General features: G+C 64.1%; 24 protein-coding genes. 9 read left to right on the top strand and 15 right to left on the bottom strand.

Annotated elements, in window-relative coordinates; genetic code table 11:
- Positions 1-16 precede the first annotated feature (16 nt).
- From AB3X99_RS16180 to AB3X99_RS16190, 3 genes are all read right to left on the bottom strand, one after another.
- The gene (locus AB3X99_RS16180; protein WP_368617491.1) at positions 17-796 is read right to left on the bottom strand and encodes a phosphoribosyltransferase; all 780 of its coding nucleotides are present in this window, start codon (positions 794-796) and stop codon (positions 17-19) included.
- 41 nt (positions 797-837) lie between these two features.
- Positions 838-1,956 carry a patatin-like phospholipase family protein gene (locus tag AB3X99_RS16185; protein WP_368617492.1) on the bottom strand — a complete coding sequence of 373 codons (1,119 nt, stop codon included), beginning with the start codon at positions 1,954-1,956 and terminating at the stop codon, positions 838-840.
- A 75-nt stretch (positions 1,957-2,031) separates the two neighbouring features.
- Positions 2,032-2,595 carry a TetR/AcrR family transcriptional regulator gene (locus AB3X99_RS16190; protein ID WP_368617493.1) on the bottom strand — a complete coding sequence of 188 codons (564 nt, stop codon included), beginning with the start codon at positions 2,593-2,595 and terminating at the stop codon, positions 2,032-2,034.
- A gap of 61 nt (positions 2,596-2,656) precedes the next feature.
- Here AB3X99_RS16190 and AB3X99_RS16195 point away from each other — a divergent pair, with 61 nt between their 5' ends.
- A complete protein-coding gene (locus AB3X99_RS16195) occupies positions 2,657-3,109 on the top strand; it encodes a DUF4188 domain-containing protein (protein ID WP_069262148.1) in 453 nt (150 codons plus the stop codon).
- Positions 3,110-3,122: 13 nt separating this feature from the next.
- On the opposite strand, the gene AB3X99_RS16200 is transcribed toward AB3X99_RS16195, so the two are convergent.
- Complete coding sequence (locus tag AB3X99_RS16200) at positions 3,123-5,201, bottom strand: esterase/lipase family protein (protein WP_368617494.1); 2,079 nt, start codon at positions 5,199-5,201, stop codon at positions 3,123-3,125.
- 211 nt (positions 5,202-5,412) lie between these two features.
- Here AB3X99_RS16200 and AB3X99_RS16205 point away from each other — a divergent pair, with 211 nt between their 5' ends.
- Both AB3X99_RS16205 and AB3X99_RS16210 read left to right on the top strand, forming a co-directional pair.
- On the top strand, positions 5,413-7,029 hold the full coding sequence (locus AB3X99_RS16205) for an MFS transporter (RefSeq protein WP_368617495.1): 1,617 nt from the start codon (positions 5,413-5,415) through the stop codon (positions 7,027-7,029).
- 93 nt (positions 7,030-7,122) lie between these two features.
- Entirely contained in the window at positions 7,123-7,251 is a 129-nt protein-coding gene (locus AB3X99_RS16210; RefSeq protein ID WP_368617496.1) for a hypothetical protein, read from the top strand.
- Positions 7,252-7,291: 40 nt separating this feature from the next.
- On the opposite strand, the gene AB3X99_RS16215 is transcribed toward AB3X99_RS16210, so the two are convergent.
- The 4 genes from AB3X99_RS16215 to AB3X99_RS16230 form a co-directional block, all read right to left on the bottom strand.
- Positions 7,292-7,669: a hypothetical protein gene (locus AB3X99_RS16215; RefSeq protein ID WP_368617497.1), complete on the bottom strand. Its 378-nt coding sequence runs from the start codon at positions 7,667-7,669 to the stop codon at positions 7,292-7,294.
- Between the two features lie 132 nt (positions 7,670-7,801).
- Positions 7,802-9,064 (bottom strand): DUF3734 domain-containing protein, encoded by a 1,263-nt coding sequence (locus tag AB3X99_RS16220; protein WP_368617498.1) that lies wholly within the window; start codon positions 9,062-9,064, stop codon positions 7,802-7,804.
- 27 nt (positions 9,065-9,091) lie between these two features.
- Positions 9,092-9,874, bottom strand: coding sequence for a 3-hydroxybutyrate dehydrogenase (locus AB3X99_RS16225; RefSeq protein ID WP_028204627.1), 783 nt, complete (start codon positions 9,872-9,874; stop codon positions 9,092-9,094).
- 35 nt (positions 9,875-9,909) lie between these two features.
- Positions 9,910-10,707, bottom strand: coding sequence for an acetoacetate decarboxylase (locus AB3X99_RS16230; protein ID WP_069262144.1), 798 nt, complete (start codon positions 10,705-10,707; stop codon positions 9,910-9,912).
- A gap of 575 nt (positions 10,708-11,282) precedes the next feature.
- Between AB3X99_RS16230 and AB3X99_RS16235 the strand changes: the two genes are divergently transcribed.
- Positions 11,283-13,295 carry a hybrid sensor histidine kinase/response regulator gene (locus AB3X99_RS16235; protein WP_368617499.1) on the top strand — a complete coding sequence of 671 codons (2,013 nt, stop codon included), beginning with the start codon at positions 11,283-11,285 and terminating at the stop codon, positions 13,293-13,295.
- Here AB3X99_RS16235 and AB3X99_RS16240 read toward each other — a convergent pair.
- Positions 13,292-13,987: a response regulator transcription factor gene (locus AB3X99_RS16240; protein ID WP_028204625.1), complete on the bottom strand. Its 696-nt coding sequence runs from the start codon at positions 13,985-13,987 to the stop codon at positions 13,292-13,294. The genes AB3X99_RS16235 and AB3X99_RS16240 overlap by 4 nt on opposite strands.
- Positions 13,988-14,169: 182 nt before the next feature.
- On the opposite strand from AB3X99_RS16240, the gene AB3X99_RS16245 reads away from it, so the two are divergent.
- Complete coding sequence (locus AB3X99_RS16245) at positions 14,170-14,601, top strand: hypothetical protein (protein WP_368603180.1); 432 nt, start codon at positions 14,170-14,172, stop codon at positions 14,599-14,601.
- Positions 14,602-14,627: 26 nt separating this feature from the next.
- Complete coding sequence (locus AB3X99_RS16250; protein ID WP_368617500.1) at positions 14,628-14,993, top strand: hypothetical protein; 366 nt, start codon at positions 14,628-14,630, stop codon at positions 14,991-14,993.
- 143 nt (positions 14,994-15,136) lie between these two features.
- On the opposite strand, the gene AB3X99_RS16255 is transcribed toward AB3X99_RS16250, so the two are convergent.
- Positions 15,137-16,618: an HD domain-containing phosphohydrolase gene (locus AB3X99_RS16255; protein WP_368617501.1), complete on the bottom strand. Its 1,482-nt coding sequence runs from the start codon at positions 16,616-16,618 to the stop codon at positions 15,137-15,139.
- Positions 16,619-16,769: 151 nt separating this feature from the next.
- Here AB3X99_RS16255 and AB3X99_RS16260 point away from each other — a divergent pair, with 151 nt between their 5' ends.
- Complete coding sequence (locus tag AB3X99_RS16260) at positions 16,770-17,354, top strand: DUF308 domain-containing protein (protein ID WP_368617502.1); 585 nt, start codon at positions 16,770-16,772, stop codon at positions 17,352-17,354.
- 29 nt (positions 17,355-17,383) lie between these two features.
- Here the strand turns inward: AB3X99_RS16260 and AB3X99_RS16265 are convergent, their stop codons facing one another.
- Positions 17,384-18,277 (bottom strand): LysR family transcriptional regulator, encoded by an 894-nt coding sequence (locus AB3X99_RS16265; protein ID WP_368617503.1) that lies wholly within the window; start codon positions 18,275-18,277, stop codon positions 17,384-17,386.
- 144 nt (positions 18,278-18,421) lie between these two features.
- On the opposite strand from AB3X99_RS16265, the gene AB3X99_RS16270 reads away from it, so the two are divergent.
- The gene (locus AB3X99_RS16270) at positions 18,422-19,222 is read left to right on the top strand and encodes an alpha/beta fold hydrolase (protein WP_342948166.1); all 801 of its coding nucleotides are present in this window, start codon (positions 18,422-18,424) and stop codon (positions 19,220-19,222) included.
- 30 nt (positions 19,223-19,252) lie between these two features.
- Here AB3X99_RS16270 and AB3X99_RS16275 read toward each other — a convergent pair whose 3' ends face one another.
- Both AB3X99_RS16275 and AB3X99_RS16280 read right to left on the bottom strand, forming a co-directional pair.
- Positions 19,253-21,292, bottom strand: a complete 2,040-nt coding sequence (locus AB3X99_RS16275) for a pyridoxamine 5'-phosphate oxidase family protein (RefSeq protein WP_342948165.1) — start codon at positions 21,290-21,292, stop codon at positions 19,253-19,255.
- Between the two features lie 33 nt (positions 21,293-21,325).
- A complete protein-coding gene (locus tag AB3X99_RS16280) occupies positions 21,326-21,967 on the bottom strand; it encodes a glutathione S-transferase family protein (protein ID WP_069262425.1) in 642 nt (213 codons plus the stop codon).
- A 126-nt stretch (positions 21,968-22,093) separates the two neighbouring features.
- On the opposite strand from AB3X99_RS16280, the gene AB3X99_RS16285 reads away from it, so the two are divergent.
- Positions 22,094-23,038 (top strand): LysR family transcriptional regulator, encoded by a 945-nt coding sequence (locus AB3X99_RS16285; RefSeq protein ID WP_368617504.1) that lies wholly within the window; start codon positions 22,094-22,096, stop codon positions 23,036-23,038.
- Positions 23,039-23,085: 47 nt separating this feature from the next.
- On the opposite strand, the gene AB3X99_RS16290 is transcribed toward AB3X99_RS16285, so the two are convergent.
- Positions 23,086-24,324 (bottom strand): NAD(P)/FAD-dependent oxidoreductase, encoded by a 1,239-nt coding sequence (locus AB3X99_RS16290; RefSeq protein WP_069262136.1) that lies wholly within the window; start codon positions 24,322-24,324, stop codon positions 23,086-23,088.
- Positions 24,325-24,523: 199 nt separating this feature from the next.
- Entirely contained in the window at positions 24,524-25,798 is a 1,275-nt protein-coding gene (locus AB3X99_RS16295; protein ID WP_368617505.1) for a DUF2252 family protein, read from the bottom strand.
- Positions 25,799-25,856: the final 58 nt, after the last annotated feature.

The following is a 25,856-nucleotide window of genomic DNA, read 5'->3' on the forward strand; positions in this document are numbered from 1 at the left end:
CCTCCGTGTGCAACCGCTAATCAAAAGCGCTGATTCTGTATCGCTTGTTGTTAATTGTTTTATACACAATGGAAAACGGAAATTTACTCAGAATGAGGCCTATCAGAAATTCGTTGTTGCAGTAGATCTCCTCTGGCCCGACGGCCTGGATGGTATCCAATAGCGAGTGTTGATCGCCCTTGAATTCCACGTGGCAATCCACCTTCCATTCCTGTTTCAGGTTCAACGGGTAGGCGAGATCGTCGATGGCCAACGTCTTCTTGTAGCGTTGATCTTCCAGTAGCGCCGCTTCTTCCTTCACGAAATCATCGAGGCATTGGCGGCTGGTGACATACCGCTCCCATGGCAATACTGCGCGCACCGAAGAGCAATCTTTGTAGTGGTCCGCATCCGTTCGACTATCGACGTGGTGCACCAGCGTCAGCACTTTGATCAAAGACTCGTCTTTAACAAACGAAAGCAAATACTCGTAGCAGTTGGCCAGCGTATATCCAACGCCGGCAACATCGTCCACCAGCAGGATTCTCTTGCCTTCCTTGACGCAGGCATCGACAAGATCAAACACTTTCTTGTTGTTGATTTCAGCTTTCGCTTCCCCACGATCGTAGTGTACGAAGTCGACGGGCAGGCCCAACATCTGCGAAAGCATCAGGGCCGGTATGGCGCCTCCGCGCAAGATGCCGAGTATCAAACCGATGTTTTCCCGAACCAGTTGCTGTCTTTTGGACAGGCAAAAGGTCTCTATGTCGTCGTAGCCATAGAAGTAGACGGGAAGTCGGGCAAATTCCGTGTTCACCTGATTTCGTTCCTTTCACCTACAGTGTTACGCCAGGCGCTTTACTGCGTGTGCGATCCGCTGACCTGCTTGAGCGTCGGATCGAGCAGCGCAGCCTTGACGTCGAGCGAAGACGTTTGCCCGAGATTCGCGTAGTTTTTTTTGAGCCACACGTCCGCCACCTCGCGTCCACGATCGAACAGCGTTTTGAACAGCGACCAGGACGTGCTGCTCTTGGAGACGAAGCCGAACTGCGCGAGAAAGTCGTCGTCGCGAATCAGGTGAAACCGGACGGTCTTGAAGCGGCTTTGGCTAGCGGCTTCCTCGCCAACCGAGTCGAGCACGCGGTTGACGGCTTCGATCGCGTTGATCTCCAGCACCACGGAAGCATTGAAACCGATTTCGTTGAGCCGGTTCAGAATGCCGCGCGCATTTTTCGGCGGCATGTCGTGGCGCCTGAACGGCTTCACGAGGATCAGGATCAGGTCCTGGGCATGGGCGATCAACGGCGCCAAAGGCGGATTGCCCAGATAGCCGCCGTCCCAGTACGGTACGCCGTGGAGGTTCACGGTGCGGAATTCGCTTGGCAGGCATGCGGAAGCGCGCAGCACGTCGACGGAAATTTCGGGTTGCGTAAAGAGGGTGCGCTCGTTGGTTCGCACGTTCGTCGCGCAGATGAAAACCTGCGGGCTCCCGTTCTTCGCGTTGAGCGTGGAGAGATCCGTTTCCGTGAGCGAGGAGCGGATCACCGGGCCGAGCGGATCACGATAGAAGGGATTGTTGTAAGGCGAAGCGACGAGTCCCACGATCTCCGAGAAGATGGCGCCAGGACTCCAGTCGATATTCCAGCCGCCAAACGGCCCCGGCTCGGAAAAGCCGAAGAGCGCATTGCCGGCCCGCTCCCCGGCGCGCGACACCGCTTCCCAGAAAGTGCGCAGTTTCTCGCGCGCTTGCGTGACTCCCCCGCTGGCCAGGCCCGCCGCGCAGAGCGTCGCGTTGATTCCGCCCGCGCTCGCGCCGCTGATCGCCTCGACACTGAACGGCGTGCCTTGCGATGTCGATTCCAGCAATCGATCGAGCACGCCCCACGTGAAGGCGCCATGCGAGCCGCCGCCTTGCAGGGCAAGCGCGACTTTGGGGCCGGACTGCTGCACGCCGCTCGTGGATTCCGCTGTCGCCATGGCTCCTCTCTCGTCGTCATCGCGTTGCCGGCAATCGTACGCGCGAGAGGGAATGCGCGTGCTGCAAATGCCGCCTCAGGAACCGGCGAGGGCGGGCGGCGCGGCCTTGAGCGCGTGGGTTATCAGCGCGATCGCCGCACGCTCACCGGCCGGATCGGCCGGAATTCTTCCGTCGAGCGCAAGCGTCGCCAGACCGTGAACCAGCCCCCAGCAGGCGAGCACCCCCGCCTCGACGCAATGCGGCGCGAGCTCCGCCACGTTGCGTGCCATCAGCGTATAGGCGCCCCGGCAATCCTCATGGGGCAAGGCGAGTCCTGCCCCGTCCGCGAACATCAGCCGGAACAGTGCAGGATGCGCGCGGGCGAAGCCAACGTAGGCCACGCCCTGCGCCTCGAGCGCTTCGCGCGCGTCGTGGGCCTCGTTGGCGCGCGCGGCGCCTGCCTCGAGCATGGCAAAGCCCTTGAGCGCGACGGCGCCCATCAGCGCCGCCTTGTCCTCGAAATGGCGATAGGGCGCCATCGCCGAGACGCCTGCGGCCCGCGCCACGGCACGCAGGCTGACGTCGCTTTCGCCCTTTTCGAGCAAGGCCAGCGCGCAATCGACCAGACGGTCGCGGAGGGACAAATTCGAATCGCTCATTTGTTGTTTACACTGTAATCAATCGGGACTATGCTTACAGCGTAAACAAACGGGAGCCGCCATGCAAGCCTCTGTTACCCGCAGGTCCGTCGACCTCAGCACGTACCCGAATCTCGTTGTCATCATCCTGGGCTTTCGCGTGCGCCGGATGCGGGGGATCGCGACGTTGTTCGGCATCGGCAAAGGCTTGCGGCAAATCGATTTGAATCCGCCAGACGGATTGCTCTCCAGCGAGCAGTTCCTGTTCGCCCTCAACCATGTCGGTATCCGCCAGTATTGGCGCGACCTCGAAAGCCTCGAAGCGTTTACCCGCAGCGCGCCGCATTCGCGCTGGTGGGGCGAGTTTCTGCGCGACAGCGGCGGCGCGGGCTTCTGGCATGAAAGCTATAGCCGTCAGGGAATGGAGGCGGTTTATATCGACATGCCCGGCCCCGTGGGCTTCGATCGCTTTGCGCCGGCACGCCAGCCGACCGGCCCTTTTATGAGCGCGCGAAAGCGCATGGCGGCGGACTAGATCAGGGCGCCATTCACTGCGTCGTCTCATGTACCGCGACGGGCCTGCCGCAAGCGCCTTCATGTGCGCCCTGGTTATCGAACACCTCGATATCCTCGTGCAGAATGCGCCGGATTTCAAAAATCGCCTCGGGGGTTTCCTGAACGCTGTGCCCCGAAACGATCACTTTTTCGGAGAGAGCGCCGTCGAGATGCGCGCTGCGATAGGGGACGACCCCGTCATCGGAATCTTCGAGCGGGCCCGTCTCGCGGCGTCGCGCAATGATCGAGTGAAAGCACACATCGGGGCTGATCGGCAGGCGTGAAATCGACTGGATGATCGGATCGGTCTCGCGCAGCTGCTCGATGCTGTTGGGAACCATAATGGTCTTTCCCGCGCGCTGGGTGCTATCCGCATTAGTGGCGCTCTGCAGCATCTCGTCGATCTCCTTCAGCAGCGCAATCGGCAAGCGCACGAGGTTTGCAACCCAGCGAGACAGGCGATTGCTTGCGAACGGCGTACCGCGGTGTGGCGTGGCGATGAAGATCGCGCGCTCGACCTGCGGCATCGGCGTAAAGCGCAGCAGGCGATTGAGTCGCTCATCCTCGCGGATGATGTCGACCCCTTCGGGCAGGTACTTGTTCTGGACGGTTACCCACAGAACGTCGTCGGAGGAAGAGACGAGCAATCGCGCGAGGACGCCGCCCATGCTGTGCCCGATCAGCACCATGCCGTTCGAAGCCGGCAGCTTGCCTGCGGGATCGAAATGCGCGAGCGTCAGTTGCACCGCCTGCCTTATCCTCGCAAGGTTCACGAGAATGGGCACGTTGGTCGGGTAATAGACCTGCCAGACCTGAAAATGCTGGCGCAGCATGTCGTCGCCCTGAATGTCGTTGGCGACGTTGACCCATGCCTCGGGGCTGCTGGCCAGGCCGTGCAGCATCAGGACGATGCGCCGGTCCGGATCGAACGGTTGCATCATGTAAATGCGCGGACGATCGATGCCCCTCGTGCGGCCGAGCAGCGAACGCAAGGACTGCCTGGCAAAGCCGGAGCGGGCGAGCCAGATGCCATAGCCCGCGCTGAAGTTGGCCGCGAGCGGCACGGTCTCGCCATTGATCTCTACGCTTTTTACGCGAAACGGATCGTAGGCGGAGAACACCACCTCGTGCGAAGCGAGCAGCTGCTCGAGCGTGCCATTGCCAAACAGCAGCAGTGCGGTGACGTTCGGTGAAGGCATTTCATTGAACGGACGCGAGCCGGGCGCGAACCAGAAGGTTGAGCCTGCGTTCGCATTCGCATCGTCCTCAGCCGTTGTCGCTGCGCTGTTGGTCGTGGCGCTATCCGGGTCGGGCTGGGCGGGCTGTGTGACCGCAACCAGATCCGCGCCGAGGCCGTCACGGCGATAGGTATTGTGGAGTCCCGCGAACGACAGGCCCGTGGCGGGAATGACTTCGCTGAGTTCGCGTACGCCCTCGGGCAGCCGGACCTCTCTCAGGTCGATATGAATGGTCCAGCCTGCGATGAATTGATTTGCCGGATCGCGATGGCCGTTGGTCGTTTCAGCGGTGCCGCGCAGAAACAGCGCGCCGGCAAGCTCCTGGACCGCATAGTTATAGTAGTCGCGAACCTGCGTCTGGCGGTCCTCGAAGGCCCGTTCGCCAGCCGTGCGCTGGCCGAGGAACAGAAACGCGTACGCGTATCGCGCTGTCTTGAGCCACGAATCGAATTGAGTGTCGGTCCAGGGGGTGCCGGCAGGCGGCGTCTGCTCGAGCGCCATCTGCAGCGATAACTCGGCGAGGCAGGCGAGGCGCTGTCCGATACTGAGTCCGCCGACAGTTGCGATCGTATCGATACACGCTTGCGGCGCGCTCTGGCACGAACTTTCGTCGAGGGCCGCGACCCGCAACGTGGCCTGTGTCGCCGCGCTCAGCTGGCCGGTCGAGAGAATGTCTCCGCGACGCATGGCAAAGTACTGCTGCGGGCCGAGCGAGTTCACGCGCACCATCGCGCAGCCGCAGAGCAGCGCGGCAGCGAGGAGGGCCGACAGATTGGCCAACACATGGGCTAACGGCGGGCAACGCGGCATGCGGGATGGGTAATTGCGCGTCATGAAGGATCCAGGCCATTCGCGCGGTCCCGCACGTGCGTGTGGCGAAATGAGGGACGGCGCAGCGCGGTGGCCGGCAGACCGATGTATACCAGCCTGAACTGGATCGCGTTCGCACGGTGATCCGCGGCCGACGCCCATGCGCTCGCCCGGGTTGACTCGCGCCGCTGGCATCAACAGACTCTAGTCATCAACGATCCTGACGGGAGCGAACTTGGCCAACCCGGATCTTGTTGCAAGCGAGCCGCAGGGCGCGCATGTCGTCGCCGCGCAGGCGAGCCCGTGCGACGCGCTCGTGATCTGCGCGCAGCCCACCTCAGTCGACCGTCCGTGCCGGCGCAAGCGTCTCGCGCTCGCGGCGACGATCCTGGGGTCGAGCATGGCGTTCATCGACGGCTCGGTCGTCAACGTCGCACTGCCGTCCATTCAGAGCGAACTCGGTGCGAGCGTCGCGGCGATCCAATGGGTCGTCAACGCGTATCTGCTGTTTCTCGGCTCCCTCGTGCTGGTCGGCGGGTCGATGGGGGACAAGCTTGGCCGCCGCACGGTGTTCATCGCGGGCATTGCGCTGTTTACGCTGGCGTCGGCGGCCTGTGGCCTCGCGCCGAATGCGGCTGCGCTGATCGCCGCACGCGCGGTTCAGGGCATCGGCGCGGCGCTGCTCGTACCCGGCAGCCTCGCGATCATCGGCGCGGTGTTCGACGGCGAAGCGCGTGGCCGGGCGATCGGCACCTGGGCGGGCGTCGGCGCGATCACGTCGGCGGTGGGGCCCGTGGCGGGCGGCTGGCTCGTCGATGCATTTTCCTGGCGCGCGATCTTCTTCCTGAATGTCCCGCTCGCCGCGCTCACGATCGCGCTCGCCATGTCATCGGTGCCCAACAGCCAAAGGCTCGATGCGCCCGGGCAACTCGACTGGCCGGGCGCGCTGGCCGCGGCGGCAGGCCTCGCCAGTCTGACTTTCGGGCTGACCCAGGCGTCGGCGCGAGGCTTCCAGCATCCGTTCGTGCTGGTTGCAATCGGCGCCGGTGTGCTCGTGCTCGCCGCGTTCGTGATGATCGAAGCGCGCAGCGCCAATCCCATGATGCCGCTCGATGTGTTCCGTTCGCGCGACTTCACGGGCGCGAATCTCGTCACACTGCTGGTTTACTTCGGGCTCGGCGGCGCGTTCTTCTTCCTGCCGTTCACGTTGATCCGCGCGCATGGTTTTACCGCGACCGAAGCCGGCGCGGCGCTGTTGCCGGTGCCCGTCATCATCGGTTTGCTGTCGCGCTTCACCGGTGGACTGACGAGCCGCTTTGGCTCGCGCGCGCTGTTGACCGTTGGCCCGGGCGTCGCCGGGCTCGGGTTCACGCTATTGGCGCTGCCGCTCGTGCACGACAGCTACTGGACCGGATTCTTCCCTGCGCTCGCGGTGCTCGGCCTCGGCATGACGGTCACCGTCGCGCCGCTCACCACGACCGTGATGGGCGCGGTGTCGAGCGAGCGCACCGGCGTCGCCTCCGGCATCAACAACGCCGTTGCGCGCGTGGCGAGCCTGCTGGCGGTAGCGGTGCTCGGCATCGTGTTCGTGTGGTCGCATCACGCCGCGCTAACCGCGCGCCTCGACGCATCGCACGTGACGGTGGACGCACGCCAGATCGGACAACTGCTGGAGCCGGACGGACAAGATAGGCCCGCATCGGACGGCGCTGGCACGCCGCACGCAACGTTGGTGGCGCGTGCGCAAGCGGAGGCCATGCTAGACGCGCTGCGTGCCGTCGCCGTTGTGTCCGCCGCGTGCGCGTTCGCTGGAGCGGCTATTGCGGCGGCAGCCATACAGCCGCGGAAGTGAATTGCGAACGTTTGCAATCGAGCTAATGCGCGGAGATGACGCTTCAGCCCTCTTTCCGGCTCGAAATCGGACGTCGTCGAATACGAGGTGCCGATGACCGCGAAACTCGGCAGAGCGGCATCGGGGGAACTGGACGAACGGGATTTGCAGGCGCCGCTCGAAGCGGAAGACGACGTGGTCGTGCCGAAAGCCCATCCGGTCGGCACGATGGCTTCGCGTTGAGGCTTTCGGTCCGGGTAATCGATCCTGCGGGTGCCTGCGATCAGGCCTTCAGCAGTTCGGACGCGAAGGTATTCGCATGCGCTACGGCCTCGTGCGCGTTCGGGAACACGCCGAGTTGCTCCCAGCGTTCCTCGACCGCGTAGGTGCCTTTTATCGCGAGCGCCCTCTGCACGCGCAATTGCGCTGCGTACCCGCCGTCCTCGAGGGGGCGAGCCGTCGCGATGATCCTGTGCGGGGGGCCGGATCGTTCCGGTTGAACCAACTGGACGGGACCGCCGGGTATGCCGACATCCTTCAACTCGTTCCGGGCGTTGCAGTCCGGGCAGTAGAAGCACCACCCGTCGTCCTCGTGACTGGCTCTGACCTGACCGCGAGCCAGCACGGCACGGCATTCAACGTTTTCGCAGATGAACGGCATCGCAGTCTCCGAAGTTGTTTGAAGGGAGCCTAGCACGTCCTCCGTCGGTCAACCATTGGCGATGTTGCCGGCCCGGCGTCAAGGAAAACCCTCAAGCACGGGCCCGACGCCGGGTCGGCTCTTGCGCTGCGTCTACGCGACCTTGCGAGTCAGATCTACCTGTCCCGAGGCGCCCGCGCTCAGCTCGGCGCGATCCGATTCGGGCACTTCGCCCGCGCGCCGGTGGATATCGTGCGTGACGAAGCCTTGCTCCCGGCTCGGGATCGCGAACCAGTCGGGATGCGCAAACGACGCGCGAATGTCTTCGACGCCACTCGACCAGTGCTCTTGCATGGTGTCGGCACTGAATTCGTAGTCCTTGTAATGCCCTTCGTAAGGCTTGTTCTTGTAGATCAGATGGACCACGTTGATCGACGACCCATCGGCCACCTGGTCGGCGAGCCGAAAGAGGGGATCGTTGCGCCGCGCCTCGGCGGGTACGTGCTCGAGGAGTTCCTTGATAAAGCGCGCGTGCTTTTGCCGATCGGCAAGCATGTTGGTGATGGCGCGCGTGCGGCTCGAATATTGAATGTCCTTGGCGCGTTCGGCCACGTCCAGGAAATCGGCGGGTACGTTGCCGCTCGCGCTCCATAGATCGACCTGGAATACGAGCGTGTCCTTGTGGTCGGCGTCACGCAGCACCTCCGTGAGCGGTGTGTTCGACACGAGGCCGCCGTCCCAGTAATACTCGCCGTCGATTTCCACGGCCGGAAAACCCGGCGGCAGCGCGCCCGATGCCATGAAGTGCTCCGGCTCGAGCCGCATTTTGGCGTTGTCGAAATAGACGAGATTACCGCTGCGCACGTTCACTGCGCCCACGGACACGCGGATCGGGCCGTCGTTGATACGGTCGAAATCGGCGAAGCGTTGCAGCGTCGACTTCAGTGCGGCCGTGTCGTAGTAGCTCACCGCATTCGGTGTCGCCTTCTGCCAGCCCGCGACGGGCAGCGGGCGGCGCGGCGCGAAAAAGCCGGGCTGGCCTTCAGTGAGCGCGCGACCCGCGGCCCACATGCTGGCCCAGCGGCGCGAAAAATCCTGCTGGCTGAACATCGGCATGGCGAGCGCGCCGAGGTTGCCGAACCAGTCGAGCGGATGGCAGATCGACTCCCAGAACCCACGCAGCGCTTCGACGCGCCGCGCGGGTTCGTTGCCCGCAATAATCGCCGTGTTGAGCGCGCCGATCGACACGCCCGCAATGCGATGCGGTTCGACGCCGGCCTGCGCGAGCCCTTCGAACACGCCGGCCTGATAGGACCCGAGCGCGCCGCCGCCCTGCAAAACAAGGGCGATTTCGTCGTAGCGCGGCAGCTCAAACGGCTTGCGCTCCCTGCGGGCGGTTAGATTGCTGCTGCGCATACGTTCTCCCTTTTTTTCGTTGGTTGTTCAGTGCATCGACCAGCCGTGCGTGACGAGCACCGACTGGCCCGTCAGCGCCTGCGACCCGAAGCCCGCGAGGAACGCGACCGTGTTGGCCACGTCGTCGAGCGAGGTGAACTCGCCGTCCACGGTATCCTTGAGCATCACGTTCTTGACGACGTCGGCTTCCGAAATGCCGAGCGCCCTGGCCTGCTCGGGAATTTGCTTGTCGACGAGCGGCGTACGCACGAAACCCGGGCACACCACGTTGGCGCGCACGCCGCGCGGACCGCCTTCCTTCGCCACGACGCGGGCAAGGCCGAGCAAACCATGCTTCGCCGTGACATAGGCCGCCTTGAGCTTCGACGCCTCGTGCGAATGCACCGAACCCATGTAGACGATCGAGCCGCCTTTGCCGCTGCCGTACATATGCTTGAGCGCGGCCTTGGTGGTGAGAAACGCGCCGTCGAGATGGATCGCGAGCATCTTCTTCCAGTCGGCAAACGGGAACTCGTCTACCGGGCTGATGATCTGGATGCCCGCGTTCGACACGAGCACGTCGATCCCGCCGAAGGCTTTCGCTGCTTCGTCGATCCCGGCATTCACGGCTTCTTCGTTGGTGACATCCATCGCCACGGCGAGGGCCTTGCCGCCCGCTGCCACGATGCTGTCCGCCACCTTGCCGGCGTTCGCGAGATTGAGGTCGGCGATCACGACCGCCGCACCCTGGCTCGCGAACGTGCGCGCGCAATGTTCGCCAATACCGCTTGCGGCGCCCGTGATGACTGCAACCTTGTCTTTCAACGACATATGTATTCCTTACTAAAAAGCGATAGATAAACAGATCAGGCGAGCTCGACTTCGGGTTCGCCCAGGGCGGCGTCCTGGCTCGACGTCGCGGCGAGATAGTCGAAGGCGACCTCGCCGATATCGAGCGTGAGATCCGCAATGACGTGGCGTGCACCCACCACGCGGCGCACCGGCAGATCGGCAACGGGAGCGAGCGCGTGCGGATGCAGCTCGATCGCGGCCGGGCCGCTCCATGCGCCGCGCACCGTCACGTCGCGCAGATAGAAGCGCACGAGTTCGCAGATGCGCGCCGTGCCGTCCACATGCGGAATGATCTTGAGGAGATAGTTGGGCGTGTCGGCGAGCTTGCGGCGCTCGTCTTCGCTGTTGAGCACGTGGTGCTTGTAGCCCATCGTGCCGGTCGCGATGCGCTGCGTGCCGTAATCGAGCGTGCCGAGCAGCGTGTCGTTGCCATCGACGGCGAGCACGGGGCGCGCGAGTTTCTTCGGGAAGCCCCAGATTTCACGACCGCCGGCAATCGGGCCTTCGTCGTCGAGATACATCGAATGCGTGTAATTCGCGAGGCGGCCTTGCGGATCGCGTACGGAAATCACCTGGCCGCTTTCCGTGTAATCGCCAAATCCCGACGAGTCGGGCATGCGGATGAATTCGTAATGAACGAGATTGTTTTCCGGCTTCAGCGGCTCCGGCACGATGGCGCGCAGCGCATCGGGATCGGTCTCGTACGTGATGATGAAATATTCGCGGTTGACGAAGCGAAACGGCGGCCGCGGGTACGCGGGGTTGTGCATGGGCATCGCGAATGCATCGCGGCGGATTCTTGCCAGATCCATACTGTTCTCCAGGCTAGGCTGCGTGAAAACGTCGCGACAGATGTTAGATGGAAAACATGACACGATCGCATTGATGGCGATAAAACACCGTTTCAGTTTCGTTAAATAAAAAGGAAATTGAAAGTTTATTGGTCATTCCGGCGTCATTTTCGTGTGATTGATTCGACCTCGCGTATGCCGATTTATTCAGCTTAATCATGGTATTAGGTTCGTTGCGAAGGAAACATATGACGAATGCTGATCGAAACAGGAAATAGATTAGTGCGTGGATTGGGGGAGAAGGCCGGCCACTTCGCACCGTGAAGGAACGCCTCGGTCCGGCACCGAGTGTTTCGGAGAAATTCGGAAGGAATGCGAAGTATCTGGGCAGCCTGAAGTGATCCGCCACGATACCGGATCGTTGCGCGCCGAACACCATGTTATATGACATCTCTTGTGGTCCGCTGGCGTAAGATATCCTCGCTTCCAGCGGGGAAGCGGCAGGGCAGTCTGTGACCGACTAGAATGGATTGGCACGCCTAAGCACGAGACGTGCTTCCTGCTTCGTCAGCCAGCGAGCATACCGGCGAGATGCGATGAGCATATTCAGGTTTCAATCGGCGACCGAATCGGCATTCCTCAAACGCTCGCATGCGCCCAGCGCGGTTCGCGCATGGCTGGTCGATATGCTGTGCTGGCCCGGCCGGTTCGAGGATCCACAGGTCGAACGCGAATTTACGGAGGAGTATGGCCGGCGCTTCGCCGACTTTCGCCGTGCGGCGCTGGTGCTCGGAACGCTGATCTGGGTGTGCTTCGGCTTTTGGGAAATCAGCCTTGCGCAGACCAGTCCGGTGTTCCGGCCGTACTTCCCGGAGGTTTTCGCGTTCCGTTGCGCCGGTGCGATTGGCGCGACCATCGGCATCGTGCTGGCTTTCAGGCTCGAATTTCATCGAGACAAGGTTGCGCACTGGATCCTGCTTTCGGGCCTGGCGTTCATGTGCTTTTGCCTGTTGATGCAAACCGTCCTTGCTCCACGCCCATTCAATTTCACCCATTTTTTTGTCGGCTTCTATTTAATTCTCTTTTATCTGTTCGGCTTTCTGCGCCTGCGGGCCAAGGCGACGCTCATGCTGACCGCATGCGTGATCGCCGTGATCGTGATGGCGCAACTGGTCACTCAGGCGGTCGAGCCGGACAACTTCGCCGCGGGCATGTTCTATCTGTTGAACGTCGCCGTGCTCGGGCACAGCGTCAACGTGAATGCCGAGCGGCACGTGCGCGACCGGTATGTTGCCGTCCAGGCACTTGCGCAGAGCAACGCTGCGCTGCAGAGCGCCAACGCCGAACTCGCGCAAAAGCATCATGACCTCGAGCGCGCACGGCGCGACCAGCAGACCAAGTCGGAAGCCCTGATCGCCTTGCGCGAGCAGCAGCGCGAAGCGGCAGAGCAGGCGAGCCGGGCGAAGTCGCGCTTTCTGGCCGCGGCCGCGCACGACCTGCGCCAGCCCATGCATGCGCTGAACCTGTTTCTTGCGGCGGCAGACGAAGCGCTGGAAGCGCGCGACATCGAGGCATCGGGCAAGCTGATCGGCGAAGCGCGCAAGGCGTCGGTATTGACGGCGCGTCTTTTCAATGCTGTGCTCGACTTGTCGAAGCTCGAATCGGGGCACGTCAACCCGACCTATACGAGCGTCGACCTCAGCCGCGTGACCGAGGAGACGGTCGAGCAGCTCGCGTCGTTCGCGGCGAGCCGCGGCGTCGTGCTGCGCTATGCCAAGGCGCTGCAAAAGCCCGCATGGGTACGCACCGACGCCGACTGGATTCCCCGCGTGCTGAGCAACCTCATTGCGAACGGCATCAAATATTCGGATCCCGCGAAAGCGGGGCGCTCCACGGTGCTCGTGGGTTTGGTCCGTATGCCTAATTATGTTCGCCTCGATGTGCTGGATAACGGCATCGGTATCGCGTCGGAGCATTGGGACGCGATTTTCCAGCCGTTCGTCCAGCTCGGCAATCCGGAGCGGGACCGCGAGAAAGGGCTCGGGCTCGGTTTGTCGATCGTGAATGCAGTGGTGTCCCTGCTCGAGGGACATCGTCTCGAACTCAAGTCGATCGAGGGTCACGGGTCGCGCTTCTCGGTGCGCATGCCGGTGGCGGATCCATTCGCGCATGAGGATGCCGCGAAATCGCCCGCCGATGCGGCCTCGTCGCTGTCACCGTCGTCGCTTCGTGGTCTCTACGTGTTGCTGGTCGAGGACGACAGCCTCGTGCGCGCGTCGATGGAGGCGCTGTTCGCGCGATGGGGGGTGTTGTCCGATTCGGTGCGTTCCGTAGCCGAACTCGACGAACTGTTGCAGTCGATCGAGCGCGTGCCCGACCTGGTGATCAGCGACTACCGGTTGCCGGAGAATTCGACCGCACACGACGTCATCCGGCTCCTCGGCGAGCACGTTGCGCGGCCCGTGCCGTGTCTCGTGGTGACGGGGGAAGCCGTGGCAAGCACGCAGGGCGTGTTGCCGGAGCGCTGCGTGCTCAGCAAGCCATTGGCTCCCGACCTGCTGATTGCGCGCATGCTCGAATTGACGGAGGCATCGGCCCGGGCGACCTAGACCGCCGGGGCGTGCGCAACGGTGGGAATCTCGATGCCGCGGCGTGCCATTTCGACGATCAGGAAAGTGCGCCGCGACACGTTGAACCGGCTCAGCAAGTCGCTGATGTACTCCTTCGCGGTGTTCTCCGAGATATTCATCTTTCGCGCGATGGCCTTGTTCGACATGCCCTGCAGCAGAAAACCGAGGGTTTGCGCGAGACGCGGCGGCAGGTTCAGCGAATCGATCGGAATGGCCTTGCTCGGCCCCGGGGACTGCGGGGTATGGCCGCCCTTGCCGAGCACACTGTTGGGCAGATAGACCCGTCCGTTCAGGATGGTCTGCAGGGCTTCCCGGAACACCGCGCCGCCTTCCTCGCTGGCCTTCGAGATGAAGCCGCCGGCGCCATTCTTGATGCAGTCCAGCACGGTTTCGCGGTCGTCCTGCGCGGACAGCATGACTACATGCGCCGCGCGCTCGTTCTCCTGCAGCCAGCGCAGCAAATCAAGTCCGGTGTGATTGTCGCCGATCTGGTAGTCGAGAAAGACCAGGTCGTAAGCCTTGTTCTGCAGCCGTTCGACAGCAGCGTCGTACGAGCCGGCCTCGTCGATGTCGAGCGTCGGTTCCGAAGTCAGGATCAGGCTCTTCATCGCGATACGCGTCAAGCCCTCGTCTTCGACGAGCAGTACGTGCCGGAAATACAGGTTGTCCATCGAGCGCCTCTCTAGTCGTCCCCACTGTACCCGCAATCCTGCAGGCTGCGATCCCCCCAAAGCGGGGGACGCTCGTGGGGCCGCCTTCTGGAGGCGCTTTTCCCCCGCCATGGCCGGTTTTGCCAGAATCCCGGCACGCGCACGATGGAGTCGCTGCAGTTCGGACGATGAGGGACACCATCATGCATACGCCGCATCCCGACTTCAAAAGCCTGTTGAATATCTTCCGCTTTGCGTCGGACGACGAAACCCGCGTACGCCCTTGCAAGCCGGAGCCTGAACCGGCGACCCAGCCGGACGCGACGATCCTGGCCGAGCTGCTTCGGGCAAGGGCGCTCATGGTCCGCATCGAGTCGAGCGGTGTGACTTTTCCCGACCAGATCTACGACGTCTTCGTGCAGGCCCTGGCCGCCTATGACCAGAAGTGCTGGACGGAGCAGATCGACCGCAGTTTCTGCATCACGTTGAGCCTGCTGGAGTCGGTCGCACGCCACCGCCGTGGCGCCAAAGCGGCCCGCACCGTTTGCACCGATGCAACCCTGGTTAATCACGACAATCCGGGCCCGACGGTCATCGTCAGCGAGCGTCGGAACAGGCTCGACGGTAATTGGTGAGCGATCGTCGACGAGGAGACGGTGCGATGCGAGACAACTCCATCCGGTATGACGCGCTCGATGAGCAGCGCCTGCAGTCCCTGCTTGCGCAGGAGTGCGATAGCCAGGCGGGAGGCAAGCGGGCCGGGCGCGAGAAAACGATTCAGATAAAGCCAGAGACAGAAAGGCGGCCGCAGAGTCCCTACACAGTCCACACGCTCGACACGGCGATTGCACACCTCGAAAGCGCGATCAGCGCGGACAAGGCGATGGCGATTTTCGGTGCGAGTTATTGGCACTCCCGCGTGCTCGAGCTCCGTTCCACACCGGGGATCCTGCATATCCAGGAGCGTCGGCTGCAGTGTTTGCTGGATCGGTTCGCGGCCAGAGCCGGGGGACAAGAAATAGACTGAGTCATGCCTGATTCGGGGGAGCAGAGGAGATCAAACAAGTTGGGTAGCGTGAGAGACCACCAAACAATCAGTGACAAAGAAGCTGTTAATTTGCACTAGCCGCAACGCGTGGCTGAAACCGGACCCGGCAACGCGCGGCGTTCCTAAAGCAGGCCCATTGCCGATGCCTTGAGTGTCGCCGCCGCGCGGGTGGAGCACGCGAACTTGCGAAACACGCTTTCGACATGCGTGCGCACAGTGCTCGGACTCAGCGCCAGTTCTCGCGCGGCTTCCTTGTTGCTCGCGCCGCGCGAGATGGCACGCAGCACGTCGATTTCGCGCGGCGTGAGAGGCGCGCGCTGCGCCGTGGGGCTCGCGGGGCGCCTGACCGCAACCGCACCTTCGGCCAGCAGCGCATCGACCGCTTCGCCGCTCAGGCGGCCGCTCATGACCTCGTCGCGCAGCTGTTGCGCGGCGGCGGCGTCGGAGAGCGCGGCTCGCCACGGACGCGCCGAGCGCAACGCGACCCACGCGACCGACGCAGCCAGTACGCGCGCCTCCAGCGTCATGGCCTCGCCGCGTGCGCCGCGAAAATAACCCGAGCCGTCCAGCCGCTCATAGGCATACGATGCGAGTTCGGCCGCGTCGCCGAGCGCGCCGGCTTGCCTGCCTGCGCGCGACGTCCAGTAAGGCACGAGGCGCACTTTCTCCCAGGCGCTTTCGGGCAAACGTGCGCTCAGATTCCAGATGCCGTTGGGCACCGCCGCCCGACCAATTCCGTGAATCAATCCTGCGCGATAGACGCGTTCGTGCGCGGCCTTGTCCGTCGTGAGACGTTCGCAACAGCGGGCGGCCGTCGCCGCGACCGCGCGCGAGAAGCCGGTCATCCAGGGCAGTTTGAGGTCGATGACGTCGGCGATCAGTTCCGCCGACGTTGCCTGCTGCATACGCGATGTCGTCAACGCGGCGTCGAGATCGGCGGCCGACGCACGTTCCAGTTCCGCGAGCCAAACGGGCGCACCGCGCTGCGCGGTCTCGACCAGCTGCAATGGATAGCGCGTGTCGGCGCGTTGCGCAATGAGACCGAGCGCCTGCTCGACACCATACGTGCGACTGAAAATCTCCAGATCTCCGGCAAGCGCGACGACGAACACGGGCACCGGCACGGCGTCGCGTGCAAGATGCGCAGGCACACCGCTGCCGTCCCACATTTCGAAGATATGACGCAACGCCGTTTCGGTTGCGAGGGGGAGGCCCAGCATGCGCGCCACTTCGCCCGCCACTTCGCAGTGCGTCTGCGCGAGCGGCGTGAGCACCGCGGCGGCACCGCCACGCGATTCAAGTGGCGCGAACCAGTCTGTGCGGCCGTCGAGCATCAAGACGCGGCTTTGGATGTCATCGCCGAAAACGTCGGCGAAGCCCGCCGCGTTTGCCGTGCATCCCGACCAGCGCAACAGCGACGTCTCCCGCACGGTATCGATCGTCGACGCGTCGAGCCGGGCGGCTTGCGCGAGGCGAGCCGCGAGCCATGCGGTGCGCGGCGAATGATCGGTGGGCTGGCCCATGCTCAGATCGCCGATGAAGGCGAGGGCTTTCACGGCATCGAACACGCGCAGCGGGAAAAGGCCAGCTTTGTCGTCGGTCATCGGCATGGGAGGCAGAGCGCACGTCAGGCGTTCGATCACTATACGTCACAACGCCATTCGACCCCGCGAGGGTCGGTCATTCGACCGATGCCGCGGAAGTGAGGCGAGTGCGATCCTTTGCACCGTTGTCACGAACTGTTCAGGAGTTGCCATGGCTGATCGACACTCAGATATCACGCTCACTCGCGAAGAGAGCTGGCTCAGGCAGTATTACTTTGTGCGGACCGCGTTTTCCGCGGCCTGGGTCGCACTGGCTTTCTCACTCGCGCAGCATTCGCCGGCCAGAATCGCTGCACTGCTCGTCGTCTATCCGGCATGGGATGCCCTGGCCAACTACCTCGACATGTCGCGCAGCGGCGGGGCGGATGAAAACCGTACGCAAGTCGTCAACGTCGGCATCAGTATCTTGACGACGGTCGCCGTGATCGTGGCGTTGAAGCTGGGCGCGCATGGCGTGCTGGGCGTGTTTGGCGTGTGGGCCATCCTGTCCGGGCTGCTTCAGCTCGGCACCGCCGTGCGTCGCTGGAAGCGCTTCGGTGCGCAATGGGCGATGATACTTAGCGGTGCTCAATCGGCTTTGGCTGGGGTGTTTTTCATCGTGCAGGGCGGTGCGCCGATGGCCTCTGCGATCGAGAAGGTGGCGGGCTATGCAGCGGTCGGCGCCGTCTACTTTCTGATCTCTGCCCTGTGGCTTTCGGCTGGCCAACTGCGAAGCAAGATGGCCAGAACGTCTTGATGCACCGGCGCAGGTGGCGTGTCGCCTGACTAGATCATCGGCGCGTTCCCCTGCAGGCAGGCCCACAATCGCTGTGCAACCGGGCCATGCGAGACGTCGCGGCGCCTCGCTGCAACCAGCGTTTCCGTATGTCCCGGGAGCGACCGGCTCGCAAGGGATTTCAAGGCGCCACTACGCAGCTCCGCTTCGATCAGGAAGTCCGGCAGATGCCCCCACGCGAGGGCCTGCATGATGACGTCCTTTTTCATGCCCTGGTCGGGCACCGTGATCTGCCTCGCACCCTCGACGACCAGAAAGTTCGAGTCGCCGGGCTGCTGGGCGGAATCGCGCATCACGCATTGCGCGTAGTCGCGCAAGTGCTTCGCACGTAGCGTCCCGGTTTGATGCGCCGGTAGCAGGCCAGGCGCCGCCACCGGAACCAGGCGCACTTTGCCGAGCACGAGCCACTCCAGTGACAGGTCGGTCGTATCGACTCGATGCAGGATCAGATCGGCTTGGCCGGCCTTTAGCCGCTCTACGGGCCCGCCGACCGATTCGAAATGCAGATTCAGCCGTGTGCGCGGACACGTGACGAAAAAGCGCGCGAGCAGATTCAGCGCAACCGGGCGCGGACACAGATCGCCAAGAACCACGTTCAGTTCGCTTTCTTCACCGCCGGCCAGTTGCGCTGCGTGCTGACGCAAGCCTTCCGCTTCGCTCAGGAGTGGCTGCATGCGCTCGTAAAACGAACGGCCCATGGCGCTCAGTTTCACGCGATAGCCACTGCGGTCGAGCAAGGCGAGCCCCGTTTGGCTTTCGAGCCGAGCCACCGCGGCAAAGACGGCAGGATGGGATCGATGGAGTGCGCTCGCGGCAGCCTGGAAGCTCCCGGTCCGGATGACGGCGTCGAAGCATTGCACGTCGTGAAGCGTGAAATCTGCCATGTCGATTTATATGACAATTTTTGTCCAATCTTTGTAATTTTATTTGAATTCTGAGCGACCCATACTCGGCCTGCCAACTGGCGTTGCACAAGGTGTTCGGCGAACGGCGCCGCGCCCGACAGCGCCTTCTTTGCAGGAGATGTCATGGCGCGCTTTTCCTTCCTCACGACGACCGACGGCGCGCGTATCGCGTATCGGCTCGACGGTCGCGACGACAATCCCACAATCGTGCTGTCGAACTCGATCGGCACCACGCTGCGCATGTGGGACGGGCAGATCTCCGCATTGACGCAGCACTTTCGCGTGCTGCGCTACGATGCGCGCGGGCACGGCGCGTCGAGCGTCCCTGCGGGGCCGTATCCGCTCGCGCGTCTGGGGCAGGACGTCCTCGAACTGATGGACGCGCTCGACCTGGCGCGCGCGCATTTTCTTGGACTCTCGCTGGGCGGAATTGTCGGCCAATGGCTGGGCGTGCATGCGCCGGACCGGATCGACAGGCTGGTGCTCAGCAATACTGCGCCATGGCTCGGGCCGGCGGCCAGGTGGGATGCACCGATTGCGGCGGTCCTGCAGGCCGATGACATGATCGACACCGCCGAAACCTTCCTGCGCAACTGGTTCCCGGCGCACATGCTCGAGGCAGCAGATCCGGTGGTCGACGCGTTCCGTGCGATGTTGACCACGACGAACCGGCATGGGCTCGCCGGTTCGTGGGGCGCCGTGCAGGAGGCGGATATGCGGGAGTCGCTTGCGGGCATCGCACGGCCGACACTGGTGATTGCGGGAGAGCACGATACGGTGACGGCAGCGAGTTACAGCGTGCAAATGGCGAAGACGATTGCGGGCGCGAGGCTGCTGATGCTCCCGGCGGTGCACCTCTCCAACATCGAGTTTCCCGAGAGATTCAACGACGAAGTCGTGCGATTTCTGCGCGCGCCGAGCTGACGCTGGACACGCATGCAGCAAGCAAGGCGGCTAGAGATCGAGCGTCACGCCGCCCGCCGCCGGATGCCCGACGCAGATCAGCGCGAACTCCGGCTCGGTGTCGAACTCCGGCGGTTCGTCGTATTCCACGCTGCCATCGAGCACGCGCGTGGCGCAGGTCCCGCACATGCCCGAGCGGCAACTTGACATCGCGTGGGCGCCGCAGCGCTCGGCGGTTTCGAGCAGCGAGCCGTGCTGCGGCTGCCATTGCACTGTTTGCCCCTTGCGGGCAAATGTCACCGGTCTGACTGTCGTTGCCTCGCTCGCAACGGGAGCGTGCTTGGGCACACGCTTCAGGCTGGACGGGCCGAACGCCTCGAAACGAATCCGCTCGTCCGCAATATTCAGCGCGCGCAGGCCGTCGTACAGATCGCGCATGAACGCTTCGGGGCCGCACAGATAGAAGTCGTAGTCGTCGAACGGCAGGAAGCGACGCAGCGCATCGATGTTCACGCGGCCCGCGAGCCGGTCGCCGTCGGGCGAGTCGTGTTGCGCGGCGCTGTCGTACAGATGCACCAAGACGTTCGGATGCGCGCGCTCGATCTCCCGCAGCACCGCGGCGAACGGCTTTTCGTGCTCGCCGCGCGTCCCGTGGAACACATGAATGCGACGTTGAGGCTCGATCGTGAGTGCCGCGTCGAGCATCGCGAGCATCGGCGTAATGCCAATGCCTGCCGCCGCCAGCACGATCGCGCGCGGGCTGCGTGCATCGAGCGTGAACGAGCCGCGCGGCGCCAGCGTGTCGATCAGCGAGCCCATGCGTGCGTGTTCATGCAGCCAGCGTGACACCGCGCCTTCGCGTTTCACGCTGATCCGGTAGCGCGCCGGACGTGCGGCGTCGTGCGCCGCGGAGAGCGTATAGGTGCGCATGAGCGGCTTGTCCGCTCCGGGCATGGCGACGCGCAGCGGAAGGTACTGCCCAGCTTCGAAAGGCGCGAGTGGCTCGCCGTCGATTGCTTCGAAGTGGAACGAGCGGATCGTCGGGGATTCGTCGCGTACCTCGGCCACGCGCAGCGTGCGCCACGCGCGCGCGTCGGTTTTCTTCGGCGCAGCCGCTGGCGAGGCTTCCGTTGCAGCCTGCGCGAACTGCGGCGCATAGTCGACCGCGGACCATCGCAACGGCAAGGCTTCCCGCACGCGGCGCACTTCTACCACATGAAACCGCACCAGCCGCTGTGCCAGCGGGAATAGCGCGATCTCGGGGCCGTCCCAGATCACCTCGGCGCGTACGGCCAGATACAACAGATCGCCGCGCGCAAAGTCGACGAACAGAAGCCCCGCGCGCGGATCGCGCAGCAGGTTGCCGATCGTGTTGAAAAACTTGTTGCCGCTGAAGTCGGGCGCGGTCAGCGTGCTGGCGTCGTCGATCCGCACGAAGCCCGGCATGCCGCCGCGATGCGACACGTCGGCGCCGCCCGCCGCTCCCGCTGCATCATCGAGGTTGGCGGTGGCGATGAAAAATACGTCCGCGCGCGCGATCAGTGCACGGTCTTCTTCCGAGAGTGCCTGCGCATGTTCGACTGTGGCGCGCGCCGGCGTATCGCCGACGAAAGCCGGTTCCCGTCCATTGATGTACTTCGCGCAGTTGCCGAAACTCTGCTCGACGGCGAGCGTCACCACGCCGCCATCGACCGCTTCGATCACGCCATTCACGCGGTTGCGCCGCCGTGTGTGCGGCTGGATGCCGAGCCCGCCGATACGCGCGCCCGGCACCCAGCTCCCTTCGAGCGGATCGCCCGGCAGCGCGCCGCCGTCGATGCGCAGCGTGCGGCTGTCCGGCGTCGACACGAAGCCCGCCGTGTTCGCACGCAGCGTCGCCCACGGCTGACCGGCTGCATCGACGCCGCCGAACACCATGAACGGCAGCATCGCGAAGAACGCGCGATGCTGGTCCGGCATGTAATCGCGGATGCCGCGCGAGCCGTTTTCGAGCGCAACGTCGGCTACGCCCGCGCGCAATTGCGCCTCGCGCTCGCCGTCGTGAAACGGCCCCGCAGCGCGGTACGGATTCAGGTCGGGGAGAGCGGTCATGACGGCCTCGAGTTGGCGGCGTGCGAGTTTCGTTCAGGCGGCGAGCAGGCCCGCTTTCGTCGATGGCATCGGCACGAAGCCCGGCAACGCGGCGACGCGCTCGAGCCATGCGCGCAGATGCGGATACGGCTCCAGCGACACGCCGCCTTCAGGTGCATGCGCAATGTAGGTATGCGCGGCAATATCGGCGATCGTCACGTGATCGCCCGCGGCGAACGGCTTGTGTGCGAGTTCGGCATCGAGCAACGGCAGCAGCGTCTGCGCGATTTGCTGGGCGTGCGCCAGATCGAGATCGCGCTTGAATACGTTGACGAGACGCGCGGCGCACGGGCCGAACGCGATCGGACCGGCTGCGAGCGACAACCAGCGTTGCACGGCTGCCGCGCCAGGCGGATCGTCCGGCAGCCACGACGGCTCGCCGTAGCGCTTCGCCAGATAGACGAGGATCGCGTTCGAATCGAACAACACCGTGTCGCCATCGACGATGGTCGGCACCTGGCCGAAGGGGTTCAGCTTCAAATACTCGGGCTGGCGGTGCTCGCCCGCGGCGAGATCCACCGGCACGATCTCGAACGGCAGATCCAGCATCGAAAGGAACAGCCGGACGCGGTGTCCGTGGCCGGAAAGCAAGGCCGTATACAGGCGAATCGGCGTGGCGGGACGGGCGGTTGGCATCTTGTTCTCCACAACGAAAGCGCTTCGGGATGAAGCGACAGGGAGTGTTCACATTAGACAATGGCTGCGCGCGCGAGAAGACTGCTAAGCTTGCATTCATTTTCTATCGAAAGTGGACAATCGCCGATGACGGATGTACGCGACGTGAATCTGAACCGGCTGGCGGTGTTCGTCGCCGTGGTCGAAGCGGGATCGCTTACGGCGGCGGCCGAGCGGCTCGGCATCGCCAAGACGATGGTCAGTGCGCATACGCAGCGCCTCGAACGCGAGATCGGCGCGAGCCTGATCACGCGCACCACGCGGCAGCTATCCGTGACCGATACAGGCCGTGCGTTTTACGACGCCAGTTGCCGCATCCTGCAGATGACGGAAGAGGCACTAGCGGCCGTCTCGGAGGAAGCCGCGCCCCCTCGCGGCACGCTGCGAGTGAGCGCGCCTGTCGACTACGGCGCGCAGATCGTCGCGCCCGCGCTCGTCGATCTGCGTGACGTGTATCCGGAACTCGACATCGAACTGGTTTGCGCCGATCACTATGTCGACCTGATCGGCGAGGGGATCGATCTGGCTGTGCGGCTGGGCAATCTGCCCGACTCGAACTACCGCTCGGTGAAGCTAGGAAGCTACGTGCGTTGGCTGGTCGCGAGCCCCGCGTTCGTTGAGCGCCACGGCATACCGAAGTCGCTGAACGCATTGGCGTCTTTGCCACACATTGCGATGAGCGTGCTGCGGCATCCGTCGACGCTCGAGTTGACGCGCGATGCCCGGCGGCCCGCGGTGGGCCGCGCCAGCCAGGACAAAGCCGTGCGCCGGGTGCGCTGCGCGAATGCGCTGAGCGTGAATACGGCGACGTCGGCGCGCGCGGCGGTCCTCGCGGGTGGCGGGTTTGCCGCGCTGACCGACTTCTCGACGCGCGCGGATCTTGCGTCCGGCGCGCTCGTGCGCTTGCTGCCCGAATGGTCCGGCGTACCTTTGAATGTGCAGGCCGTGTTTGCACCGACGAGCTATCCGTCGGGCAAGGTGCGGGCGGTCATCGAAGCACTGAAGGCGACGATCGCGAAGAGTGCCGCGTAGGCGTGCCAGGCCGCTCACGTCCGTGGCGTTGAACATGCGCCGCGCGATCAGCCCGGAGGCAGAAAACGATCCTCGACGAAGAACCGTCGGCGAGCCTCTTCATCCGATGGCGTCTCCGGGCCGAGCCCTGGCAGATCGGGCGCGCGATCGGGCTCCATGGCGAAACACGGCAGGATGCGGGCGCGGCGCTCGTCAGCGCTCGCGCCGCGTTCGTACAGCAGCTGGGTGAGCCAGTCCAGTACGCGGTGCAGAGCGCCGTAATAGCGGTCGTGCTCGAAGGCATACGCATGCGCGGCGGCTTCCCAGTCGTCGTTTGCGAGCAGACGGTCGAGCAGCACCCTCACGTCGCGCAGCGTCAACGACAACCCGCATCCCCATGACGGGTCGCTGGCCGCCGCCGCGTCGCCGATCAGCACCACGCTGCCGTTGCAGGGATGCTCGACCCAGATGTCCGCGCCGGGATAAGCCGCGAGCGGGCCAACCACACTCGCGCGTTCGAACCAGTCGCGCGGCACGCCCGTGTCGACACAGGCGTCGAGGAACTCGCGGATATGCCCGCTGCCGCTGATGGGGTGCGCGCGCTGCCCGACCCATGAGACGAAGTACGTCCTGAACCGCTGATGCCCGATGGGAAAAACCAATGCGGCCTGTCCCAGCGCTGGGCACTGGAAGTGGTGTACCGAATCTTCCGGCGTGTCGAGCCCTTCGTAGAGCACACCCGCCACGATCAGCCGCCCGGGATCCTGGTTGAGCGTGAAGCCGGCGATTCTGCGCACCGTCGACCTGCGTCCGTCCGCGCCCACCACGAGCCGGGCTTTTACCCGATGTGTGCCGCCATCCGTGCGAATCTCGGCCACAGGCGGCTTGCCTGGCGCATCACCCTGATCGACGCGCACGACCTCGGCGCCGCGCAGCACGATGGCCCCCGATGACTCGGCCGCGTCGAGCAGCGTGCGCTGCATCGACGGATGATAAAAGTCCAGACACGGGGTGTGCCCGGGAGTGGTATCCGCGAGGTTGCGCGATTCGGCTGGCACCAGTCCGCTGTATCGCCTCCAGAACGGAACCACGTGCGCCCCGTCATCACGGAGCAGCCGATCGATGCCGAGCGCGCGGGCTTCGACGACACCCCAGGGCATCATGCCCTCGCCGCGCACGCGGTCCCTGAACGACGTCTCGCGTTCGACGATGAGCGTGCGCACGCCGGCGCCTGCGAGTGCACGGCCAAGCGTTGCGCCGCCAAGACCGCCGCCCGCGATCACGATGTCGTAGCTGCCCTGAGTCATTTGAAAACCTCCATGCCATGGCGGCGAGGCGAGGCGAACCCGGACGTCAGCAAACCGACGGCGCATGAGGCGCGTGAGCGTGCGTGTCGAGAGGCGTGCGGATAGCGCTATTATGCGACTCGCATACGCTGTGGAGGCAAGATTCGATGGTCGGGATGCGAAGCATCTGGACGACGAGGTCGAGCGTCGGGAGGCTGCCTCAATTCACGCCGGTGGCATAGCGGCGGCAATGTTCGAGATAGCCGGCTTCGTGGCTGCTCGCCAGTTGCACGATGCTCGTCCAGAGCCACAGGGGCGCATCGATCGTCTTCGAGCGAGCGCGCCGGAGTTCGGCGAGCCAGCTGCGCCGTGTCGGCGGGTCCATCTGGCGTGCGTGCGCGTTGCCGACCACCGCCGCGAGATAGAACGCGACCTTGCGCGCCTCGCTTTCCTCTAGCTCATCGATTTCGAGCTTGAGATCCTGCGGCAGCAATTCGCGAATCACCACGGCGCGATCGAGCAGGCGGGACGCCCGCATGCGCTCGCCGAGAAAGGGCGAGAGATGGCGCGCGCCTTCCACCACGCGCTCGGCGTTGTCGCGCGGCATCGATGCGTCTTCGTAACGCGGTGCAGCGGCTTTCACACCCTCCTTGATGTCCATGAGACACAGATCGTCGCCATCGATCATGCCGCCGTCGACATCGAGCAGGACTGCATAGCGAAGCCTGCCGAGCGAACTGCAGCCCTTGACCCAATACGCCGCGTCGATCACCTCGACCTTGCCGGCATCGTTGCGGCCGCGCAGGCCCGTGGGCAGACTCGCGATGGCATCGTCGCGAAAGAGCGTGTCGATTGCCCTGCGCTCGGCGCGCGTGAGCGGCCAGAAACGCTTGCCAAGTGGAATGGTGGGTTCGAGATCCTCAATGCGCTCCTCGGCCAGATGCTGCCATGAGCGGCGTACGGCCGCTTTCATCGCCAGATGCACGGGCTCGGGGCGCCCGGACATCTGGACCTTCGCGCGCTTTGGCCCGAACGCCGATTCGTAGCCCGCTGCGAGCGCCTCCATCATGTGCACGATGGTGAGACCGGAAAGCGAGGAGCCGCGTGCCGCGGTCGCCAGCGAGAGGCCGAGGCGGATGAGGTCGTGCGCGGGGTTGCCGATCACGGTCTGATCGAGGTCGCGGATATGGACTTCGACCTTGCCTTCCTGATTCGCGACGGGGCCGAGGTTGCCGGTATGGCAATCGCCGCAAATCCAGATCGCCGGGCCGCGAGGCAGCGAGTCGCCGTTCGTCTCGACGATCCATTCGTAGAAGCGGGCCGTATTGCCGCGCACGTAGGCATGAGGCGAGCGCGCCATTTTCAGGCGGCGCTGTCCGGTCAGGATGGCCGCTCGCTCGCGGGGCTTGGGCAGCGCCTTTGACGGCCCTGCGCCTTTCGAAACTTTCGGCTTTGTCCCTTTCGGCAGTTTGTCGCGGCTCTTTTTGCTGGACATGTTCGTCATCCCCATTTTGCAGGCGTTGATTTGCGTCGACGCCGAAATTAGCGTTTGG

This window comes from Paraburkholderia sp. BR10882, from assembly GCF_040948855.1.
Taxonomy (GTDB): domain Bacteria; phylum Pseudomonadota; class Gammaproteobacteria; order Burkholderiales; family Burkholderiaceae; genus Paraburkholderia; species Paraburkholderia nodosa_A.

Coding starts and splice junctions, on each gene's coding strand:
- AB3X99_RS16285 (WP_368617504.1), top strand. CDS start 22,094: ATGACGGATGTACGCGACGTGAATCTGAACCGGCTGGCGGTGTTCGTC.
- AB3X99_RS16280 (WP_069262425.1), bottom strand. CDS start 21,967: ATGCCAACCGCCCGTCCCGCCACGCCGATTCGCCTGTATACGGCCTTG.
- AB3X99_RS16210 (WP_368617496.1), top strand. CDS start 7,123: ATGACCGCGAAACTCGGCAGAGCGGCATCGGGGGAACTGGACGAACGG.
- AB3X99_RS16270 (WP_342948166.1), top strand. CDS start 18,422: ATGGCGCGCTTTTCCTTCCTCACGACGACCGACGGCGCGCGTATCGCG.
- AB3X99_RS16225 (WP_028204627.1), bottom strand. CDS start 9,874: ATGTCGTTGAAAGACAAGGTTGCAGTCATCACGGGCGCCGCAAGCGGT.
- AB3X99_RS16250 (WP_368617500.1), top strand. CDS start 14,628: ATGCGAGACAACTCCATCCGGTATGACGCGCTCGATGAGCAGCGCCTG.
- AB3X99_RS16260 (WP_368617502.1), top strand. CDS start 16,770: ATGGCTGATCGACACTCAGATATCACGCTCACTCGCGAAGAGAGCTGG.
- AB3X99_RS16275 (WP_342948165.1), bottom strand. CDS start 21,292: ATGACCGCTCTCCCCGACCTGAATCCGTACCGCGCTGCGGGGCCGTTT.
- AB3X99_RS16290 (WP_069262136.1), bottom strand. CDS start 24,324: ATGACTCAGGGCAGCTACGACATCGTGATCGCGGGCGGCGGTCTTGGC.
- AB3X99_RS16230 (WP_069262144.1), bottom strand. CDS start 10,707: ATGGATCTGGCAAGAATCCGCCGCGATGCATTCGCGATGCCCATGCAC.
- AB3X99_RS16245 (WP_368603180.1), top strand. CDS start 14,170: ATGCATACGCCGCATCCCGACTTCAAAAGCCTGTTGAATATCTTCCGC.
- AB3X99_RS16220 (WP_368617498.1), bottom strand. CDS start 9,064: ATGCGCAGCAGCAATCTAACCGCCCGCAGGGAGCGCAAGCCGTTTGAG.
- AB3X99_RS16190 (WP_368617493.1), bottom strand. CDS start 2,595: ATGAGCGATTCGAATTTGTCCCTCCGCGACCGTCTGGTCGATTGCGCG.
- AB3X99_RS16215 (WP_368617497.1), bottom strand. CDS start 7,669: ATGCCGTTCATCTGCGAAAACGTTGAATGCCGTGCCGTGCTGGCTCGC.
- AB3X99_RS16255 (WP_368617501.1), bottom strand. CDS start 16,618: ATGACCGACGACAAAGCTGGCCTTTTCCCGCTGCGCGTGTTCGATGCC.
- AB3X99_RS16265 (WP_368617503.1), bottom strand. CDS start 18,277: ATGGCAGATTTCACGCTTCACGACGTGCAATGCTTCGACGCCGTCATC.
- AB3X99_RS16195 (WP_069262148.1), top strand. CDS start 2,657: ATGCAAGCCTCTGTTACCCGCAGGTCCGTCGACCTCAGCACGTACCCG.
- AB3X99_RS16295 (WP_368617505.1), bottom strand. CDS start 25,798: ATGTCCAGCAAAAAGAGCCGCGACAAACTGCCGAAAGGGACAAAGCCG.
- AB3X99_RS16200 (WP_368617494.1), bottom strand. CDS start 5,201: ATGACGCGCAATTACCCATCCCGCATGCCGCGTTGCCCGCCGTTAGCC.
- AB3X99_RS16185 (WP_368617492.1), bottom strand. CDS start 1,956: ATGGCGACAGCGGAATCCACGAGCGGCGTGCAGCAGTCCGGCCCCAAA.
- AB3X99_RS16240 (WP_028204625.1), bottom strand. CDS start 13,987: ATGGACAACCTGTATTTCCGGCACGTACTGCTCGTCGAAGACGAGGGC.
- AB3X99_RS16235 (WP_368617499.1), top strand. CDS start 11,283: ATGAGCATATTCAGGTTTCAATCGGCGACCGAATCGGCATTCCTCAAA.